General features: G+C 72.8%; 17 protein-coding genes and 1 other RNA gene. 4 read left to right on the forward strand and 14 right to left on the reverse strand.

Annotated elements, in window-relative coordinates:
- Positions 1-264: 264 nt before the first annotated feature.
- Positions 265-1,521: an ROK family transcriptional regulator gene (locus AC1MBW_RS00830; protein ID WP_480025145.1), complete on the reverse strand. Its 1,257-nt coding sequence runs from the start codon at positions 1,519-1,521 to the stop codon at positions 265-267.
- Positions 1,522-1,565: 44 nt separating this feature from the next.
- Between AC1MBW_RS00830 and AC1MBW_RS00835 the strand changes: the two genes are divergently transcribed.
- Together AC1MBW_RS00835 and AC1MBW_RS00840 are read left to right on the forward strand one after the other, a co-directional pair.
- Positions 1,566-2,450, forward strand: coding sequence for a LacI family DNA-binding transcriptional regulator (locus tag AC1MBW_RS00835; RefSeq protein WP_480025146.1), 885 nt, complete (start codon positions 1,566-1,568; stop codon positions 2,448-2,450).
- A gap of 200 nt (positions 2,451-2,650) precedes the next feature.
- Positions 2,651-4,177 carry a hypothetical protein gene (locus tag AC1MBW_RS00840; protein ID WP_480025147.1) on the forward strand — a complete coding sequence of 509 codons (1,527 nt, stop codon included), beginning with the start codon at positions 2,651-2,653 and terminating at the stop codon, positions 4,175-4,177.
- 289 nt (positions 4,178-4,466) lie between these two features.
- On the opposite strand, the gene ssrA is transcribed toward AC1MBW_RS00840, so the two are convergent.
- From ssrA to AC1MBW_RS00905, 13 genes are all read right to left on the reverse strand, one after another.
- Positions 4,467-4,844: a transfer-messenger RNA gene (gene ssrA, locus AC1MBW_RS00845) on the reverse strand.
- Between the two features lie 137 nt (positions 4,845-4,981).
- Positions 4,982-5,458, reverse strand: coding sequence for an SsrA-binding protein SmpB (gene smpB / locus AC1MBW_RS00850; protein WP_054147018.1), 477 nt, complete (start codon positions 5,456-5,458; stop codon positions 4,982-4,984).
- Between the two features lie 116 nt (positions 5,459-5,574).
- Positions 5,575-6,489 (reverse strand): permease-like cell division protein FtsX, encoded by a 915-nt coding sequence (gene ftsX / locus AC1MBW_RS00855; protein WP_043593665.1) that lies wholly within the window; start codon positions 6,487-6,489, stop codon positions 5,575-5,577.
- Complete coding sequence (gene ftsE / locus AC1MBW_RS00860; RefSeq protein WP_043593759.1) at positions 6,486-7,229, reverse strand: cell division ATP-binding protein FtsE; 744 nt, start codon at positions 7,227-7,229, stop codon at positions 6,486-6,488. Before ftsE ends, ftsX begins: the two co-directional genes overlap by 4 nt.
- A 103-nt stretch (positions 7,230-7,332) precedes the next feature.
- Entirely contained in the window at positions 7,333-8,442 is a 1,110-nt protein-coding gene (gene prfB / locus AC1MBW_RS00865) for a peptide chain release factor 2 (RefSeq protein ID WP_043593664.1), read from the reverse strand.
- A 121-nt stretch (positions 8,443-8,563) separates the two neighbouring features.
- A complete protein-coding gene (locus AC1MBW_RS00870) occupies positions 8,564-9,436 on the reverse strand; it encodes a hypothetical protein (protein WP_480025148.1) in 873 nt (290 codons plus the stop codon).
- On the reverse strand, positions 9,433-10,029 hold the full coding sequence (locus AC1MBW_RS00875; RefSeq protein WP_480025149.1) for an RNA polymerase sigma factor: 597 nt from the start codon (positions 10,027-10,029) through the stop codon (positions 9,433-9,435). Before AC1MBW_RS00875 ends, AC1MBW_RS00870 begins: the two co-directional genes overlap by 4 nt.
- A gap of 128 nt (positions 10,030-10,157) precedes the next feature.
- Positions 10,158-10,760 (reverse strand): hypothetical protein, encoded by a 603-nt coding sequence (locus AC1MBW_RS00880; protein ID WP_396598974.1) that lies wholly within the window; start codon positions 10,758-10,760, stop codon positions 10,158-10,160.
- An 84-nt stretch (positions 10,761-10,844) separates the two neighbouring features.
- Positions 10,845-12,668, reverse strand: coding sequence for a choice-of-anchor G family protein (locus AC1MBW_RS00885; RefSeq protein ID WP_480025150.1), 1,824 nt, complete (start codon positions 12,666-12,668; stop codon positions 10,845-10,847).
- The gene (locus AC1MBW_RS00890; protein ID WP_480025151.1) at positions 12,665-13,558 is read right to left on the reverse strand and encodes a hypothetical protein; all 894 of its coding nucleotides are present in this window, start codon (positions 13,556-13,558) and stop codon (positions 12,665-12,667) included. Before AC1MBW_RS00890 ends, AC1MBW_RS00885 begins: the two co-directional genes overlap by 4 nt.
- A gap of 41 nt (positions 13,559-13,599) precedes the next feature.
- Entirely contained in the window at positions 13,600-14,208 is a 609-nt protein-coding gene (locus AC1MBW_RS00895; protein WP_480025152.1) for a signal peptidase I, read from the reverse strand.
- An 11-nt stretch (positions 14,209-14,219) separates the two neighbouring features.
- Positions 14,220-14,975 (reverse strand): SipW-dependent-type signal peptide-containing protein, encoded by a 756-nt coding sequence (locus AC1MBW_RS00900; RefSeq protein WP_480025153.1) that lies wholly within the window; start codon positions 14,973-14,975, stop codon positions 14,220-14,222.
- A 227-nt stretch (positions 14,976-15,202) separates the two neighbouring features.
- On the reverse strand, positions 15,203-16,369 hold the full coding sequence (locus AC1MBW_RS00905; RefSeq protein WP_480025154.1) for a cysteine desulfurase family protein: 1,167 nt from the start codon (positions 16,367-16,369) through the stop codon (positions 15,203-15,205).
- A 78-nt stretch (positions 16,370-16,447) separates the two neighbouring features.
- Between AC1MBW_RS00905 and glgX the strand changes: the two genes are divergently transcribed.
- Positions 16,448-18,493: a glycogen debranching protein GlgX gene (gene glgX, locus AC1MBW_RS00910; protein ID WP_480025155.1), complete on the forward strand. Its 2,046-nt coding sequence runs from the start codon at positions 16,448-16,450 to the stop codon at positions 18,491-18,493.
- On the forward strand, positions 18,490-18,993 hold the full coding sequence (gene ybaK, locus AC1MBW_RS00915) for a Cys-tRNA(Pro) deacylase (RefSeq protein ID WP_480025156.1): 504 nt from the start codon (positions 18,490-18,492) through the stop codon (positions 18,991-18,993). The genes glgX and ybaK overlap by 4 nt, the downstream gene beginning before the upstream one ends.
- Positions 18,994-19,103: the final 110 nt, after the last annotated feature.

The following is a 19,103-nucleotide window of genomic DNA, read 5'->3' on the forward strand; positions in this document are numbered from 1 at the left end:
TTCTTAGACGACTTACGTAAGCGAGTCAAGAAAGTCGTGAGGACGTGTCGGAATCGTGACCCGCGCCTCCTCACGCACCGCGGCGCAGCGGCTGGCACCACACTGCACCGCGTTTCGTGCACGGCACCCCGAGGAGACGCGGCGCGCTGCACGAAACCCGGTGCGACGGAGTGCGGACCCGCCCGGGCCGCCGACCGGACGCCGTGCAGTGCACGGCTCGCGGTGCCGAGGAGGCGCGGGCCGGGTCCGGGCACCGCTGTGGGGTCAGCGCGAGATGGCGCGTTGCACGACGAGGGCGGCCGCACCGATCGCGGCCGCGTCGCGCGGGTCTGTCGAGACCTCGACCCGGGTCGTGTGCACGCCTCGCGAGAACGCCCTGCGGGCCAGGGCCTCGACGGCCGCGCGAGCGTAGATCGAACCGGCGACCGCGACCCCGGGGCCGCTCAGGACGACGCGGTCGAGGTCGAGCAGGTTGGCGAGCGTGACGACGCCCGCGGCGAGTTGGCCGGCCGCCCGGGTGACCAGGGCGTCGGCCGCGACGTGACCGGCGATCGCCGCGCGGGCGAGCAGGTCGAAGTCCCGCGCGACGCCGCCCGAAGCCCAGGTGAGGCCGAGGTCCTCGAACGTGGCGGCGTCACGGTGCGCCCGGGCGACGACGGCCCCCGGCGACGCGGCGAGCTCGAGGCAGCCGCGGTTGCCGCAGTAACAGGGCTCACCGTCGAGGTCGATCGAGACGTGGCCGAGCTCGCCGGCGCCCGAACTCGCGCCGCGGTGCAGGGCCCCGTCGAGCACGATGCCCGAACCCACGCCCGTGCCGAGGTACACGCAGGCGAAGGTCTCGGAGCGCGGCACCTGGCGGCTCCAGAACTCGCCGAGCGCCGCCGCCGCCGCGTCGTTGTCGACGATCACGGGCAGACCGAGGCGCAGGGCGAGCGCGGCGTGCAGCCCGGCGTGGAGAGCGCTCTCGGTGGAGCGCGGGCCCGTGCGGACACCATGCGCGAGGGTCGCCCGCGGTCCGACGACGGCGAGCCCGGCGACCGCGCCGCTCGCGAGGCCGAGGCTGCCGACGACGTCGTGGAAGCCGTCCACGATGCGGACCGCGGCCGCCGTGACGTCGTCGGACGCGGCCTGCCCGGCGTCGACCTGCAGGCGGCCGACGACTCCACCGCGCATGTCGGTGACGACGTAGGTGAGCGAGTCCGCGCCGATCTGCACGCCCATGCCGTAGACGGCCCGCGGGTTGATCTCGACCATCGTGCGGGGCTTGCCGCCGGTCGACGCCGCCCGACCGGTCTCGCGGACGAGCCCCTCGTCGAGCAGCCGCCGGACGATCGTCGAGATCGACGCCTGCGTCAACCCGCTGGCCTGGGCGAGCTCGACGCGGCTGATCGGGCCCGACGACCGCACGAGGTCGACGACGAGCTCGCGGCTCGTCTGCGGCTGCGCCTGCGCCTGGGTGGCGGGCAGGGTCGGGGCCTGAGCTCGGGTCTGCGGAAGGGGCGGGGCAGGGTCGCGGGTCACCACGGGCGTCGCTCCGACCTGTCGGGGGCTGTAGGTTCGGGCGCATGACCGACTCGATCGTCGACACCCGGGTGGCCCCTGCCGGGCCGGGCGACCGCCGTCGCGTCGGTCTCGCCCTCGTCCGCCCCGGCGAGATCTTGGGGGCGGAGCCGTTCTACCACGAACTGATCGCCGGCATCGAACGGGTGCTGCGCCCCCGGGGCCACACCCTGTTGCTGCAGGCCCTCGCCGACCGCGACGCCGAACTGGCGGCCTACCGGCGGTGGGCGACCTCGGGCGACTTCGGCGCGGTGGTGCTCGTCGACCTCACCGACGGCGACCCCCGCCCCGCTCTGCTGCGCGAACTCGGTCTGCCCGCGGTGGTCCTCGGCGACCCCGCGCTCTCGGGCGACCTGCCCGCCGTCTGGACCGGAGACGGCGTCGCCATGCGCGACACGGTCGCTGCGCTCGTTGCGGACGGGCACCGTCGGCTGGCGCACGTGTCGGGCCCGACGGCGCTGCTGCACACGCAGGTGAGGCAGGAGGCGCTGGTCGCCGCGAGTCGCGCCTCCTCGTCCGTCGTCGAGACGATCGAGGGCGACTACTCCTGGGACGCCGGCGCGGCCGCCCTCTCGCGTCTGCTCTCGCGGCCGACGCCACCGACGGCCGTCGTCTTCGACAACGACCAGATGGCGCTCGGCGGCCTCGCGGCGGCGCAGCGCCTCGGGGTCGGGGTGCCGACGCAGCTGACGCTCGTGGCCTGGGACGACTCGTCACAGTGCCAGTTGTCGACACCGTCACTGTCGGCGGTCAGCCACGACGTGCAGCGCATCGGCGAGGTGGCCGCCGGCATGCTGCTCGCCGTGCTGGCGGGCGAAGATGTGGCGTCGGTGGAGGCGCCGCCCGCGTCCCTGGTGCGGCGAGGGTCGTCGGGGCCGGCACCGGCCTGACCCCACCCCCATCCGGGTGATTCGAGGGTGACTCGACAATCATCCTTCGCATTCCGGACAGATCGGTGGGGTTCTCTCAGCTTCCGGATAGGTTCGACGAGCACGGGGAACCCGATCCGTGCTGCGTGTCTCACCCGGCACTGGGCCGTGGGCGGACAAGCGATGACGCTTGCACCACCGATCAAGAAAGCACTCACCACGTGATCACCAAGTTCTCTTGGCGCCGTGCGGTGGCCGTCCCGGCCGTCGTCACGCTCGCCCTCGGAGGGGCCCTCCTCTCGACCACCGCCGCACAGGCCGCCCAGGGCGACCTGCTCGTCTCGAGCCCGGCCACCGGCACCACCACGGACAGCCGCACCGTCACCGTCACCGGCAGCGCCACCCCCGGAGCAGCCATCGAGGTCTTCACCGACGCGACGGAGACCACCTCCCTCGGCACGGCCGTCACCGACGCCACGTCCGGCGCCTACACCGCGGCGCTGACGCCCTACGCCGACGACGCGACTCCCGCGCAGTCCGTGTTCGTCGTCGAGTCGTTCCCCGATGAAGCGGACGAGACCGCGGCCGTCGACTTCTTCCTGCCCAACCTCGACGTGACGAGCCCCGAGCCCGGAGCCACGAGCGCGTCCCGCACGGTCGAGGTGACCGGCACCGGCATCCCGACCGCCACGGTCAACCTGTCCCCGTCCGTCGGCGACGCCGTCATCGGCCAGATCAGCGTCGGCGCGGACCGCACCTGGACCGGGTCGGTCACCTTCCCGGCCGATGCCACCCCGGAGCAGACCATCACGGTCGACCAGGTCCTCGGCGGCAGCGGCCGCGGCCAGGTCGTCCTGCCGGTGGTCCTCCCCGCCGTCGTGACGCCCCCGACCACGCCGACCACGCTCGACGCCCCGGTCATCACCGCGCCCACCCAGGGCTCGACCGTCACCGGCACCGAGGTCACCTTCGAGGGCACCGGCACCCCCGGCGCCGACATCGGCCTCCTCGTCACGCCGACGGACACGGTCAGCACCCTCGCCGACGACCCGGCCGCGCGCATCATCGTCGACGAGAACGGCGATTGGACCGTCACCCTGGCCCTCCAGCCCGCCGACTACACGGCCGTCGCGGTCCAGGTCCTGCTCGACGCCGCCGGCCAGCCCGTCGTCGACGAGAACGGCCTCCCCGTCGTCTCGGACGACTCGACCCCGGTCGACTTCACCCTCGAGGCCGCAGCCGTCGCCCCCTTCGCCGCACCGGTCGTCACCTCGCCCGCCGCCGGCCAGGCCGTCGTCGGCTCGACGCTGACCGTCACCGGCACCGGCACCCCCGGCGCCCGCGTCGCCTTCGTGCTCTACGCGCAGGGTGGCCAGCCCGCCTCGTCGGGCCCGTTCGAGGAGGCCCAGGCCGAGAGCACCATCGTGGTCGACGCCGCCGGCAACTGGACCTCGACGGTCACGGGCGTCCGCCCCGGCGCCTACACGATCGCGCCGTTCTCGTTCGCGCTGAACGCCGCGGGCGAGGCCACGGCCGTCGCCCTCGGTGAGCCGGTCGACTTCACCGTCGTCGCCGCCGTCGTGACCGCCGCCGCCCCGACGACGCCCACGGGTCTCGCCTACACGGGCTCGGAAGGTACCGAGACGGCCGCCGGCATCGGCGCGGCCGCGCTGCTCGCCGGTGCGCTGCTGCTGATCGCGGCTCGTCGCCGCGCGAAGCTCGCCGTCGCCGAGACGCCCGCCGAGTAATCACCCGCACCACGAGGACGGCCCCCGGCACTGCTTCGGCAGTGACGGGGGCCGTTCCGCGTCCGATGTCGGCCTCCCCGCCACTTCGTCGGTGGTGTCGCACCGCCGAATGAGCGTCGCACCGTCGACTTCGGCGGTGCGATGCTCATTCGGCGGTGCGACACAGCGCGGGCCGAGTGGGCCGAGCGGGCCGAGTGGGCCGAGCAGGCAGCGCCCGCCGCGGACGCACGAACGCCCCCACCTGTTCAGGCGGGGGCGTTCGTGTTCGAGAGGGTGTGACGACGACCGGTGGTGGAGATGGGGGGAATTGAACCCCCGTCCATCGCTGAGATTGCACGCATTCTACGGGCGTAGCCAGATGAGGCGTTCTGCTCGGCTCCGACCTTTGTTACTGGCTTCTAGGTCGACGAGCCCAGCCCGAGTTCGAGTCCCGTGTGACCCCCAGGCGTAGTCACACAGCAAGCCATCTAAATGACGTCAGGATCTGGTTAGAAGGCGGTCACCAGACTGACGGACTCCATGTGGCTCTACTGCTTACGCAGCGAGAGCGAAGTCAGTGCGCTTGTTATTGGCACTTATTGTTTTCCAGAGATCGTTTACGAGATAACCCTGGATCCTCGGCCCGCTTCTCGTTCGCACACAGGCGATGTCGAAACCGATCATCCCCATGAGGGGGCCGTCGTCACACGCTCTTGAATTACCAACGCACGTTTCCGTGCGGCCCATCAGTCTACGTCGTCGGGGGCGTTCGCGCCACCGCTGCCCGGCCCCGATGTGGACCCGGCGAGCACCGTGGATACCGGCTCACTCCCCCAGGTGCTTGCGAGCCGCCATGGCCGACTGCGCCTCGCGAGTCGCCGTGCGCTCGCGCAGGGTCTGCCGCTTGTCGTACTCGCGCTTGCCCTTGGCGAGGGCGATCTCGACCTTGGCCCGACCATCGCTGAAGTAGATCTTCAGCGGCACGACCGTGAAGCCGCCCTCTTTGGTCTTCTGCCCGATCTTGTCGATCTCGTGGCGGTGCAGCAGCAGCTTGCGCTTGCGGCGGGGCGCGTGGTTGTTCCAGGTGCCCTCGGTGTACTCGGGGATGTGCACCGCGTCGAGCCACGCCTCGCCGGCGTCGACGAACGCGTACCCGTCGACCAGCGACGCCCGACCCTGCCGCAGCGACTTGACCTCGGTGCCGCTCAGGACGATGCCCGCCTCGTAGGTGGTGTCGATCGTGTAGTCGTGGCGCGCGCGGCGGTTCGTGGCCACGACCTTCTCACCGCGTTCTTTCGCCACGCTGGCCTCCTGGTCGTTCGGGTGGGGGTGCTGCCGACAGGCAGCCGTTCAGTATACAGCGAAGGAGGCGCGGTGCCCGTCTGACGGGCACCGCGCCTCCTCCACGTGGCTGGTTCTCAGACCTTGAGGTAGCGCCTGATGGCGACGTTCGCGCTGAGCGCCGCGAGCAGGATGCCGACGACGATGACGATCGGCACGACGAGGGCGGCGTCGCGCAGGCCGATGAACGGCGTGCCCTGGAACGTCACCGCCAGGTATCCCTTGACGAAGAAGTTCACGATCGCGATGATCGCCCCGCCCGCGAGCAACGATCCCACGAGGGCCGCGATCACCCCCTCGAGAATGAACGGTGTCTGGATGAACCGGTTGGACGCACCGACCAGGCGCATGATGCCGAGTTCTCGTCGCCGACTGAACGCGCTCAACCGGATGGTGGTGGCGATCAGCAGCACGGCCGCGATGAGCATGAGCGAGGCGATGCCGATGGCCGTGTAGCTCGCCGCGTTCAGCACCGCGAAGATCGGGTCGAGGTACCCCCGCTGGTCGACGACGCTCTGGACGCCGGCCAGGCTGGACAGGCTCTCGGTGAGGACGTCGGACTGCGTGGGGTCCTTCAGGTTCACCCAGAAGGTCTCGTTGAGGTAGGCGGGCTGCACGAACTCGGTCGCGGGGCTGTCGGCGAACTGCTGCTTGAAGCGGTCGTAGGCCTGGGTCTGGTCCTCGAAGTAGAACTTGTCGACGTAGGGCGTCAGCACGTCGCTGTCGAGCTGGGCGCGGACGCCGTCGATCTGGTCCTTCGTCGCCATCGCCCCGGTGCAGTTGCCGGTCGTGTCGGTGTCGGTGCAGAGGTAGACGGCGACCTGGGCCTTGTCGTACCAGTAGCCCTTCATCTGCGTGATCTGCATCTGCAGGAGGGCCGCGGTGCCGACGAACGTCAGCGAGATGAACGTGACGAGCACGACCGAGACGACCATCGAGGCGTTGCGACGGAGGCCGCTGCCGACCTCGCTCATGACGAGTCCGAGTCTCATGCGTCGGCTCCTCTCGTGCTGAGGTCCTCGACCCCGATGGCCTGGATGGGCACCGCCTGCGTCTGGTAGCCGCCGTGGCGCTCGTCGCGGAGGATGTTGCCCGCGCTGAGTTCGATCACCCGGCGCTGCATCTGGTCGACGATGCCGGCGTCGTGCGTGGCCATGATGACCGTCGTGCCGCCGGCGTTGATGCGCTCGAGCAGGGTCATGATGCCGGCGCTCGTCGAGGGGTCGAGGTTTCCGGTGGGCTCGTCGGCCAGCAGGATCGCCGGCTTGTTGACGATCGCCCGGGCGATCGCGACGCGCTGCTGCTCGCCGCCGGAGAGCTCGTGCGGCAGACGGTGCTGCTTGCCGACCAGGCCGACCATCTTGAGGACGTCGGGGACGGCCTCCTGGATGAAGCCCTTGCTCTTGCCGATGACCTGCAGGCTGAAGGCGACGTTGTCGAAGACGTTCTTCTGGGGCAGCAGCCGGAAGTCCTGGAACACGACGCCGAGGTTGCGCCGGAAGTACGGCACCTTGCGGCTCGAGAGGGTGCCGAGACGCTGGCCGAGGACGTGGATCTGCCCTTGTGACGGCTTCTCTTCCTTCAGCACGAGCCGCAGGAAGCTCGACTTGCCGGAGCCGCTCGCCCCGACGAGGAACACGAACTCGCCCTTGAGGATCTCGAGGGTGACGGCGTTCAGCGCGGGTCGGGGGTTGCCGACGTAGACCTTGGTGACTTCATCAAACCGAATCATGACGGGGATCACCCTAAGCGCGGTCCGCGACGATCAGCGCAGCGACTCGCTGCGGCGAGGCGGCTATGGATGTGCTGGGAGCCGCCGGACGGGCGGTGCCGGATCAGTCCTGGTCGTCGCGCTTGCGCCAGCGGATGCCCGCCGAGATGAAGCCGTCGAGATCGCCGTCGAACACGTTCGACGGGTTGTTGACCTCGTGCTCGCTGCGGAGGTCCTTGACCATCTGGTAGGGCGCCAGCACGTAGCTGCGGATCTGGTCGCCCCAGCTGGCGGTGATGTTGCCGGCCAGCTCCTTCTTCTTGGCGTTCTCGGCCTCTTTCTGCAGCAGCAGGAGGCGCGACTGCAGCACGCGCATGGCGGCGGCCCGGTTCTGGATCTGGCTCTTCTCGTTCTGCATCGAGACGACGGTGCCGGTGGGGATGTGCGTCAGGCGGACGGCCGAGTCGGTCGTGTTGACGCTCTGACCGCCGGGGCCCGACGACCGGAACACGTCGACGCGGATGTCGTTCTCGGGGATGTCGATCGACTCGGTCTCTTCCATCAGCGGGATGACCTCGACCGCGGCGAAGCTGGTCTGACGCTTGCCGGCGGCGCCGAACGGGCTCATGCGCACGAGCCGGTGCGTGCCGGCCTCGACACTGAGCGTGCCGAACGCGTACGGGGCGTCGATCTCGAAGGTGGCGCTCTTGATGCCGGCCTCTTCGGCGTAGCTGGTGTCCATCACGGTGGCGGACATGCCGTGCTTCTCGGCGTAGCGCAGGTACATGCGCAGCAGCATCTCGGCGAAGTCGGCGGCGTCGACACCGCCGGCCCCGGCGCGGATCGTGATGACGGCGGGCCGCGGGTCGTACTCGCCGTCGAGCAGCGTCTGCACCTCGAGGACGTCCATCATCTTCTGCAGCGCCTTGAGCTCGGCCTGCGCCTCGTCGGCGCTCTCTTGGTCGTCACCGTCGTTCGCCATCTCGACGAGCACCACGAGGTCGTCGAGTCGTGCCTCGGTCGTCTCGAGCTTCTCGAGCTCGGACTGTCGGTGGCTGAGGGCGCTGGTGACCTTCTGGGCGTTGTCGGTGTCGTCCCACAGGTCGGGGGCCGACGCCTGCTCGCTGAGCTCGGCGATCTCGGCGACGAGACGGTCTTGCCCGATCACCGCACGGATGTCTTCGAACGTGGCCCGGAGGGCGGCAATCTGCTCAGAGAAATCCAGTGCGATCATGGTCCCCGAGCTTACCCGGCCCGGGTGGGCCGGGCCTGCCCGTGCCTCGCGCCGACCGCCTCGCGCCGGCCGCCTCGCGCCACCCGCCCCGCGCCTCCTGACGACAGGGTGAGGTCTCGTCTCATCCGCAGTACTCGGGCGGGGCGATGCGCGTCGTGCCCACGCTCATGTCGGTGATCCGGCCGGACGTCCCCACCACGAAGACGAGGTACTGCCCGTCGTCACCGGCGACGGCGTACTGCGTCCCGTAGTTGGCGTCGTGGTCGAGCGTGAGCTCGGCATCCGGGTAGGCGGCGAGGAGTCGCGCCTCGTCGTCGCCGAGGCCGATGCCGGACGCGGTCCGGGGGGTGGCGCTCGCCAGGGCGGCCGGGTCGTCGAAGGTCAGGTCGGCGGAGACCGTGGCGATCTCGGTCGCGTCCGGCGACGACGCGCGCGAGAGGGTGAGGGTCAGTCCCCGGCCGTCCGAGAAGAACGACGCCGGGCAACCGTAACCGTCGTCCGGGTGCCGGTGGAAGGTCGTCAGCCGGGCGGCCTGCTCCTCGAGCGGCCCGCCGAGGACCAACGGCCCGATCCGATCGGTGGACACGATCCAGGTCGACGGGGCCGTCGGATCGTCCACCACCGGTGTCGGTGCCGGTGGTGGGACCGGTGTCGCCGACGGCGTTCCGGCCGGTGCGACGACACCCGGCGACGTGCCGGGCTCGTCCTCAGGTCGATCGGACGGGAGCGAGGTGGGGGCCGCTTCACCGCTTCCCGACGGCAGGGGCCCACCCCCGGCGAGCGCGACGCCCCCGACGGCGAGCGCCACGGCGGCCACCCCGGCCACCGACAACAGGACGACCCGGCGGCGACGGGCAGAGCGGGCACGTTCGAGTTCTCGCTCGACGGTCTCGGTCAGGAGGCCGCGGATCGCTGCGGCACGATCACGATCGAGGCCGGGCCGATCCGGCCCGCCGTGCTGGCCGTCGGGACGGACGTTCGGTGCGTCGCTCATCGGGTCTCTCCGTTCAGGGTGACGGGTCGGTCGGAGGTCGGCTCGGAGGACGACATCGCTCGCGCGAGTCGCGCCTTGGCCCGCGACAGCCGGGACTTGACCGTGCCCACCGGCACCCCCAGGGCCTCGGCCGCGGTCGCCATCGGGAACTCCTCGAGCACGCAGAGCCCGAGGACGTCACGATCGGCCTTGCCGAGGCCGTCGAGGGCGAGGCGCAGCCGCCGGTCTCGAGCGACGACGTCGAGTCGCTCGGCGACGTCGTCGGCGGGGTCGTCCACGACGGGGTGCGGCGGCAGGGAAGCCAGGGCGAGGCGGTGACGACGGGTCGACCTCGCGAGGTTCTGGGCGACGTGCCCCGTGGTCACCAGCAACCACGCGAGTACCGAACCGTCGACGACGCGGACCGCGTCCCGACGGCGCCATGCCTCGAGGAAGACCACGGCCGTGACGTCCTCGGCGTCGTGCCGGTGACGGCACAGCCGCAGGGCGTGGCCGTGCACCCGGGCCTGGTGACGGTCGAAGACGGCCCCGAACGCGGCCGCGTCCCCGCCGACCGCCCGGGCCCAGACCTCGTCGTCCCCCGTCGCCGTCACCGGTCGCGCTCGCTTCTCGTCGTCATGTCGACGTCCCCTCTGATCCGTTGCTGCTTCCTCTACATGTCCGATCGGCCGGAAAGGTTCCCTCGGCCCGTCGCCCCGGGTGGGGCACCGGCCGGCGACGGTCAGCGCCGGGCGACGCCCGCTTCACGCAGGGCCACGTCGGCGAGGCGTCGGACGACCGCGGGCTCCCCCGCACGCCAGGCGGCGACGGGGTCCGGCGACACGGCGAGAGCCGCCTTCGCGTCGCGGCCGGTCAGCGCCCGCAGCGCGAGCAGGTCCTCGCCGCCCGGCAGGGCGAGCAGCGAACGGACCGAGGAGGCGCGGCGCACGAACGCGATCCGCCCGCGCAGCCAGACCCACAGCACCACGAGGCTCGGCACCCCGGCCACGACGAGTCCGGCGACCAGCGCCGCCCGGGCGACACCGTCCTGCTGCTGCCGTCCGGCATCGGCCAGGGACTGTCCGGCGCCGCTGGCCCCGTCGAACGGTGCGCTGGCGGCACCGCCGACCAAGGGCAACCCTTCCAGGGCGCGCGACGCGTCCTCCATGGTGCCCTGGAAGCCGGCCCCCGCCTCCTCGAGCTGCCTGCCGAGGTCGGCGAACGTGCCGATGAAGGACGCGATGCTCACCCCGAGCACGACGAAGAGGACGACGAGGCCGATCGCCACCACGTCTCCGGTCACCTGGCGGGTACGGACGAGGGGCGAGGCCGAGTAGAGCTGCATGGCCCCAGTCTGACGCGAGGGCGCTTGCGGGGCCCGACCCGCGCCTCCTCGGGTCCGACGCCGTGGCCGACGCCGTGGCGACGGCTACCGGGGCACGGTGCTGACGGGTCCGACGCGGGAGGTCGCGAAGTCGAGCGAGGTGACCGTCGTCGCGCCGACCGACAGGGCCACCCGCAACGCCCCCACCTGGTACGGGCTCGTCGACCACTTGTCGGCCGGCGCGGTGGTCACGACGCCCCCGGGGTAGCCGGCCTGGTCGGGGCGCAGGTTGACGCGCAGCGACAGCACGGACGGCAGACGGGTGGTCAGGGTGCCCACCGCGGTGACGACCGGGGCGAGCGTGGTCGAGAGCGTGGTGCCCAGGGTCGTGATCGGGGTGACGAGGGTGGAGCGGACGAGCGTGGCCACCGACGCGAGCAGCGCCCCGGCCGACCCCACGAGCGCCGCCAGCAACGGGTTGAGCAGACCGCCGAGCAGGGTGGAGAGCGCCCCGCTCAGCACCCGCGTCTCGACCTTCGCGGTGGCGGTCGACGGAGACGCGAGCAGCTGGCCGAGTGATCCGCCCATCGTGACGTCGACGGCGAGCACGTCGACGGGCACGGTGGCCACCGTCGCCCGCAACGTCACCGTCAACGCCACCGACAGCTGCGCCGCCGACACCGCCGCCTGCAGCGCCGCCACGACCCGTTGGGTGAGGCCGTCGAGCAGCGATCCGACCGTGGCCGTGATCGAGGCCATCGCCGCCGCGCTCAGCACGAGCTCGGTGTTGGGGGCGAGCCCGTTCACCCCGCCGGGCGGGCCGACCACCTTGGCCAGGTCGACCGACACCACGCCGGTCGACGGGGTGATGGTGACCGTGCCGTCCGTGCTCGTGACCGACCCCGCCAGCACCGGGTCGACGGCCGACTGGAGGTTCAGCCCGCTGAGGGTGACCGAACCGCTCACCCCGCCGAGGCTGAGCAGGTTCGTGACACCGTTGACCGTGGCGAGCACTCCGTCCCGGATGGTCCTCGAGATCGTGCCGTTGGTGCCCTGCAATCCGGCGGCGGCCGTGTTCAGGCTCGTGACCGTGCTCGACACCTGGCCGGACAACCCCGCCACCGCCGGGCTGCGCAGTTCGAGGCCGAGACCGGCGATGCCGTAGTCGCGGACGACCCCGGTCACGCTGCCGTCGCCCCAGATGCGGCTCTCGAGGGCCCGGCACCCGTCGATCGTCGCGGTCGACGCCACCGCACCCACGGTCAGGTCGGCCCGGTCGAGCGCCGTCGTCGCGGGGAGGACCGAGGTGAGGCCGACGCGGGCCGGGCCGGGCAGTGCCGACGCGGGCGTCGTCGACGTCACGCCGAGAGCGCCCTGGTCGCTCACCAACCCCGTGGCGGCGGCCGCCGTGCCCGTCGGGGCGACCCGTGTGAACTGGTTCAGGGCCCCGGCCGACCCCGCCGGCAGGTTCGTGCCGAGCCCGGTCAGGTCGAGGCCGACGAGACCCGACCCCGCGCTCGCCGAGAGGGGATTGCGGAACGTCGTCGTGCCTCCGGCGTCCGTCGTCGGGGCGGGCGACGTCGGCACCGCGGTGACGACGCCGGAGCGGGTGCGGGACAGGTCCGCGCCGCGCACGGCTACGACGGTGTCGAGGTCGGTGCCGGCCAGGCTGCCGCGCACGAACCGGCTGGACGCGGCGGCGGCGTACCCGGTGTCGGTGCCGCAGGTGAACTTCGTGGTGCCGACGAGCCCGTACGTGCGCTCGGAGTCGGTCCAGGCGGCGGTCGTCACCGGCGGCGGGGGCACGACGACGGCTCCCACGACGGCGACGACGGCCGCGACCGCGACGACGGCCCGGCGCGCGGTGAGCGCCGCGACGAGGCGGGCGGCACCCGTCGGGCGTCGACGTCGGACGTGCGCGCCGGTCACGAGGTCACCGCCCGGCGTCGTCCGCGGAGGTGCAGCGAGAGGCCGACGAGCAGGGCGCCGGCACCCGCGATCGCCGGTCCGAGCGAGAGACCGCCGGTGAAGGCCAGGGAACGCGGGGCCCCCACGCCGCTGAGGGTCACGTCGACGGGGCGTCCGTCGTCGGAGCGTCCGTCGTCGGAGCCGTCGATGGCGGGGCCGGGTGTCGCCGCGTCCGTCGCGTCGGGCCCGGGCTCCGCCGGGTCACCGGGCGTGGCCGTGACGGTGGGTTCGGGCTCGGGAGCGGGCTCGGCCGGGAGCGTCGCGACGGGGTCCAGGGCCGTCGCCGTGATGCCGACGCCCACTCGGGCGCTCCGCCCCATGGAAGAGGTGTCGTCTGCCGCGCGCCCCCCGGCGAGGCCGAGGCTGACGAGCACGAAGACCCTCCCCGTGCTCCCGGCCGAGCGCACCGGCCACGAGGGACTGCCGTCGACGAACGAGGAGGCGCGGGTCGGGGCGGTCACGGTCCGCGCCCCGGTCGCGCACAGCGGCGTCGTCTCGACCTGCTGCCACGCGACGTCGCAGGTCTCGACCCCCAACGTCAGTCCGGCCTCGTCGTCGACGAGCGAGCCCGAGCTGACGAGCTCGAGACCGAGCGCCACCCGGTCGCCGGTCGTGACGTCGGTCGCGATCTGCCAGCGACCCGGGGCCGCGGGGGCGATGTCCTCGGTGCCGACCAGTTCGTCGGCCAGCACGAGGTGGCCGTCGAGGCCGGTCTCGGGCACGGGCTCGAGGGCGCGGGCGGTGCCGGCCTGGACGGTGAGGGCACCGCCGAGCACGAACGCGGCCGTCCCGACGACGGCCAGCAGCGTGGGCACGGCGCGGTGCCCACGGGTCGCGGGACCGTGGGTCACGGGGGCTCGGTGGGCACCGGTCGCCGGGTCCACGGTCGTCCTCACCTTCGACGGTCGGCGCCGCGTCGCGTCGGCCAGAAGGCCGACACGACGGCGGCTCCGACGACGGCCACCGCGAGCCCTCGGGCCGGCGGGGTCGACATCGTCGTCAGGACGAAGCCGAGGCCCGGGGCCGAGGCGACGACGATCCGGGCGTCGCGCACGACGTAGGGGTCGCGGTCGTCCGTGTCGTTGGCGTCGCCCCGCAGCACGAGGGATCGCGCGGCCGGGTCTCCGGGCACGGCGGTCGTCGAGACCACGCGGTGGGTCACCGGGACCTCGAAGCCGGGCCGGGGCACCGTCACCACGTCGCCGGTCCGCACGTCGGCCGCGGCGATCGCCCGCGTGACGACGGCTCCGCCCGCGGGCACGGTGGGACTCATCGAGCCGGTCAGGACGACCACGAGCGACAGGCCGAGGACCGTCGAGACGGCGAGCCAGAGCAGACAGATCGCACCGACGAGGCCGACCACCGACAGCAGGACGGTGCTCGCGACGTCGACCGGACGACGGCGCGGGCGACGGCCCGGGCGGTCGCGACGGTCCGCGCGGCGCGGCGCGGCCTCGGGGGCCCGGCGTCCCGCTCGGGGCCGGGTCACGGTGTCGACCATCGGTCGGTCCGTCACTCGACGCTGGTCGAGGCGAACTCCCACGCCGGGGCGACCGTACGGCCCTGCAGGGCCGTGGACGCGGCCGTCGCGGCGCTCTGCGGCAGGGTCACCTCGAAGCAGTAGAACTGCGTGCTGGCGGATCCGGCGGCGAGACGCTGCGGGGCCGACGCGCCCGTCGAGGCGAGGGGGCCCGTGCCGATCGTCGTGGGAGCCGTGAAGGCGGCGGCCGTGCAGGTCGGGGCGGCTCCGGTGCCGGAGACCACGACGGTCGCCACGCGGACGGTCAGCGCGGAGAAGAGCGAGCCCCCGGCGTCGGCGACGGTCACGCCCGTCGCGGGGACGGCGGCTCGGACCTGGACGTCGGCGGGGACGGTCGTCGTCGCGGTCGTCCGGAGGGCGACGCCGGCGTAGACGCTCTCGCCGGGGCTCAGGGTCTGGGAGCCCGGGGTGAAGAGCATGGCCTGGCCGGGGTTGGCCTCGAAGTCGGTGAAGCCGGCCGTGTAGGGCGACGTGACGCTCTGCTGCACCTCGAAGGTGCCCGTGCCGATGCCGGGGCCTCCGGAACCGTCACCGGCGTAGACCCATTCGCTGTCGGTCCAGGCGGCGACCGTGTAGCCGAGGCCGCCGACGACGAGGGCGCCGCCGGCGGCGAGCGCCGCGATCTTGCGGAGACGACCTGGTCTCGGCGTGGCCCGGTCGAGCGTCGCCACGTCGCCGTGGGAGGCGTCGTCGCGAGGGGCGTCGGAGGCAGAGCTGTGCTGCGGCATGGTGGTGCTCCTGATCCGCGCAGCCTGGTGAGGGCGGCGCTCGGGTGGTGCGATGGACGCCCGTGGTGAGTGGGCGGCGTGCCGGGGTGCGGCGGTGGCGCGGGATGGTGGGGCCCGGCCGGTGAGACGTGCTCACGTGTGTTGACGACGAGTACACCACCCCCGCGCGGGGGCGACAACCCACCCTTTCGGGGGACGGCGCCGGGGTGCCCGTCGCGGGTGCCGGCTCAGCGGGCGCCGAGCACCGGGGTCCGGTCGGCGTAGCCGGCCGTCGTGGCGCGCGCGACCGCCGTCGGCAGTGCCGCGAGCAGCGCGTCGACGTCGGCGTCGGTGCTCGTGTGCCCGATCGTCATGCGCAGCGCACCGCGGGCCGCATCCGCCGGCAGGCCCATGCCGAGCAGCACGTGCGACGGCTCGGGGATGCCCGCCTGGCAGGCCGACCCGGTCGAGACGCTGACGCCGGCGGCGTCGAGCAGGAACAGCAGCGAGTCGCCCTCGCACCCGGCGAAGGTGAAGTGGGCGTTGCCGGGCAGCCGGTCGACGGGGTCGCCTCGCAACACCGCCCCGGGCACCGACGCCAGCACCCCGGCGATCAGTCGGTCACGCAGCGGCTCGTAGGCCCCGTGCGGCTGCTCGGCCGCGACGGCGAAGGCGACGGCGGCCGGGGCGTCCTGGGTGCCCGAGCGCACCTGCCGCTGCTGCCCGCCGCCGTGGATCAGCGGCACGACGGTCGCCGAGCGTGACAGGACCAACGCGCCGATGCCGATCGGCCCGCCGATCTTGTGGGCGCTGACGCTGAGCGCCGCGAGCCCGGAGGTCGCGAAGTCGATCGGCACCTGCCCGTAGGCCGCGACGGCGTCCGAATGCACCGGCACCCCGTGGGCCGCGGCGAGCGCCACGACCTCGTCGACGGGTTGCATCGTGCCGACCTCGTTGTTGGCCCAGAGCAAGCTGACGAGGGCGACGTCGTCGTGCTCGTCGAGGGCCGCGGCGAGGGCGTCGACGCGCAGCCGACCCTGCTCGTCGAGCGGCAGCCAGGTGACGACGGCGCCCTCGTACCGTTCGAGCCACTCGACGGTGTCGACGGTGGCGTGGTGCTCGCCGGCGGGGACGAGGAGGCGCGGGCGCGGTCGGTCCGACTGCCTCGCCCACCAGAGTCCCTTGATCGCGAGGTTGACCGCCTCGGTGCCGCCCGAGGTGAAGACGACCTCGATCGGGTCGCAGCCGAGGGTCGCGGCGACGCGTTCGCGGGCCTCTTCGAGGACGCGCTTGGCGTTCTGGCCGGCCGAGTGGATGGACGAGGGGTTGCCGACCGTGCCGAGCGCCTCGGCGTAGGCGGCGATGGCCGCCGGGTGCATCGGCGTGGTGGCCGCGTGGTCGAGGTAGACGCTCATGTTCGGGTCCTCAGGCTGGGTGGGGCGGTGACGCTCGATGATTTCGGGGCCGACACGCGCCTCCTCTACTGTAATCGCGTGACCGATCCCGACCCCCTGCGCGATCTCGGCATCCGTCCCGGCCCCGACGGGCCGACGCTGCGCGTCTGGTCGGCGTCGGCGTCCCGGGTCGACCTCGTGATCGACGACGCCCCGCACGACCGCGTCGTGCCGATGGTCCGCGACGAGCACGACGTGTGGAGCGCCACCGACGGCGCCCTCACCCCGGGCCGTCGCTATTGGCTGCGCGCCGACGGCCCGGCCGGGGGCGGCAACGCCTTCGACCCGTCGCTCGAGCTGCTCGACCCGTATGCGCGCGGCCTCGGTCGCACCGGACGCGGCACGTGGCAGTCGACCGTCGTCGACGAGTCGTTCGACTGGGGCGGGGTGGCCAAGCCCCGCACGCCGCTCGACCGGGTGGTCGTCTACGAGGCGCACGTCCGCGGTCTGACCCGGTTGGCCCCCTTCGTGCCCGAAGAGCTGCGCGGCAGCTACGCCGGCCTCGCCGCCGAATCGACCATCGCCTACCTGACGGGCCTCGGCGTGACGGCGGTGCAGCTGCTGCCGGTGCACCAGCACGTCGACGAGCAGCGCCTCGTCGCGCAGGGCATCGAGAACTACTGGGGCTACAACACCCTCGGGTACTTCGCCCCGCACGCCGCCTACGCCAGCCGCGACGCGCAGCTGGCCGGCGCCTCGGCGGTCCTGCGCGAGTTCAAGGGCATGGTGCGTCTGCTGCACGAGGCCGGCATCGAGGTCTACCTCGACGTGGTCTACAACCACACGGCCGAAGAGGGCGAGGTCGGCGGCCCGGTCACGAGCCTGCGCGGTCTCGACGGGTCGGCGTACTACCGGCACGACGCCGAGGGTCGGCCGGTCGACGTCACGGGGTGCGGCAACTCGCTCGACACGAGCACGCCGGCCGCCTCGCGACTCGTGCTCGACTCCCTGCGGTACTGGGCGGACGAGGTGCAGATCGACGGGTTCCGCTTCGACCTCGCCGCCACCCTCGGTCGCGGGGCGGACCACGTCTTCGACCCCGAGCACCCGCTGCTGAGCGCGATCGTCGACGATCCGGCGCTCGAAGGCGTCAAGATGATCGCCGAACCGTGGGACGTCGGCCTGGGCGGCTGGCAGACCGGCGCCTTCCCCGACGGCTGGATCGAGTGGAACGACCGGTTCCGCAACCGGGCCCGCGACTTCTGGCTGACCGACATCGCCGCCGCCCGCTCGCAGGGCGCTCCCCCGTCCGGGCTCGGCAGCCTGGCCTCCAAGCTCAGCGGCTCGAGCAACATCTACGCCCACGAGCGCGGCCCGCTGTCGGGTGTGAACTTCGTCACGGCGCACGACGGCTTCACCCTGCTCGACCTCGTCTCGTACGACGGCAAGCACAACCTCAGCAACGGCGAGGGCAACCGCGACGGCACCGACGACAACCGGTCGTTCAACCACGGGGTCGAGGGCGAGAGCGTCAACCCGTGGATCTCGGACGCCCGCCGCCGGTCGATGCGCAACCTGCTCGCCACGCTCTTCGTCTCGGCCGGCATCCCGATGCTGACCGCCGGCGACGAACGCGGTCGCACCCAGCACGGCAACAACAACGCGTACTGCACCGACAGCGAGCTCACCTGGGTCGACTGGTCCGACGAGCCCTGGCACCGGGTCCTGCACGACGACGTCGCCACACTGGCCCGGCTGCGGGCCGAGAACCCCGCCCTGCGCCCGTCGCGGTTCGGCCTCGACGGCGCCCGCACGATCGGTGCCGACGAGATGTCGTGGCACTCGGCCTCGGGCGACGAGATGCGTCCCGACGAGTGGAACGACCCCGGCGTCCGCACCCTGCAGTACCTCGCGGCCTCGACGCCCGAGCACGAGGCGCCCAACACCGTGCTCGTCGTGGTCCACGGGGCCGAGACCGCCGTCCCCGTGACGCTCCCCCGGCACGACGGGGTGACGGCCTACGAGGCGTTGTGGTCGAGCGACGACCGCAGCCTGCCGCAGGCATCGGCTCCCGGTGACGACCTGCTCGTCTCGGGGCCGACCGTGGTGGTGTTCCGCGCCACGACGGTCGAGGCCGCACCGTGAGCACGAAGCACGCAGGAGGCGCGCGCGGCCCCGCCACGCCGGCCACCGTCGCGCTCACCACGGCCGGCATCCCGTTCACGGCCCACACGTACGAGCACCACGACACGGCGACGAACTTCGGCGAGGAGGCCGCCGCCCAGCTCGGCCTGTCGGAAGAGCGCGTCTTCAAGACCCTCGTGGTCGACGCCGACGGCACCCTCGTGGTGGGCGTCGTCCCCGTCTCGGGTCGCCTCGACCTCAAGGCGCTCGCCGCCGCCGTCGGGGCGAAGAAGGCCTCGCTGGCCGACCCCGCCCTGGTCGAGCGTCGCACGGGCTACGTCGTCGGCGGCATCAGCCCGCTCGGTCAGAGGACCGCCGCGACGACCGTGGTCGACGCGAGCGCCGCCTCCTTCTCCTCGGTCTTCGTCAGCGGCGGGAGGCGCGGGTTCGACATCGAGATCGCCCCCGACGACCTGGTGCGCGCCACCGGCGGCACCTACGCGGCGATCCGTCGCGACTGACCCGCGCCGCGCCTCCTCGGATCTGCGGCCACGCCGCCACGAAGTGGACGATCCGCCACGCGGGAACGTGGCGGGATGTCGACCTCGTGGCGGGATGGCCGAGTGCGGCA

This window comes from Frigoribacterium sp. AP1, from assembly GCF_056680555.1.

What these genes read in the sequence shown, in the direction of transcription:
- AC1MBW_RS00880 (WP_396598974.1), bottom strand. Translation starts at nt 10,760, where the DNA reads ATGCAGCTCTACTCGGCCTCGCCCCTCGTCCGTACCCGCCAGGTGACC.
- ftsX (WP_043593665.1), bottom strand. Translation starts at nt 6,489, where the DNA reads ATGAGACTCGGACTCGTCATGAGCGAGGTCGGCAGCGGCCTCCGTCGC.
- AC1MBW_RS00895 (WP_480025152.1), bottom strand. Translation starts at nt 14,208, where the DNA reads ATGGTCGACACCGTGACCCGGCCCCGAGCGGGACGCCGGGCCCCCGAG.
- prfB (WP_043593664.1), bottom strand. Translation starts at nt 8,442, where the DNA reads ATGATCGCACTGGATTTCTCTGAGCAGATTGCCGCCCTCCGGGCCACG.
- AC1MBW_RS00905 (WP_480025154.1), bottom strand. Translation starts at nt 16,369, where the DNA reads ATGAGCGTCTACCTCGACCACGCGGCCACCACGCCGATGCACCCGGCG.
- AC1MBW_RS00870 (WP_480025148.1), bottom strand. Translation starts at nt 9,436, where the DNA reads ATGAGCGACGCACCGAACGTCCGTCCCGACGGCCAGCACGGCGGGCCG.
- ftsE (WP_043593759.1), bottom strand. Translation starts at nt 7,229, where the DNA reads ATGATTCGGTTTGATGAAGTCACCAAGGTCTACGTCGGCAACCCCCGA.
- AC1MBW_RS00835 (WP_480025146.1), top strand. Translation starts at nt 1,566, where the DNA reads ATGACCGACTCGATCGTCGACACCCGGGTGGCCCCTGCCGGGCCGGGC.
- AC1MBW_RS00900 (WP_480025153.1), bottom strand. Translation starts at nt 14,975, where the DNA reads ATGCCGCAGCACAGCTCTGCCTCCGACGCCCCTCGCGACGACGCCTCC.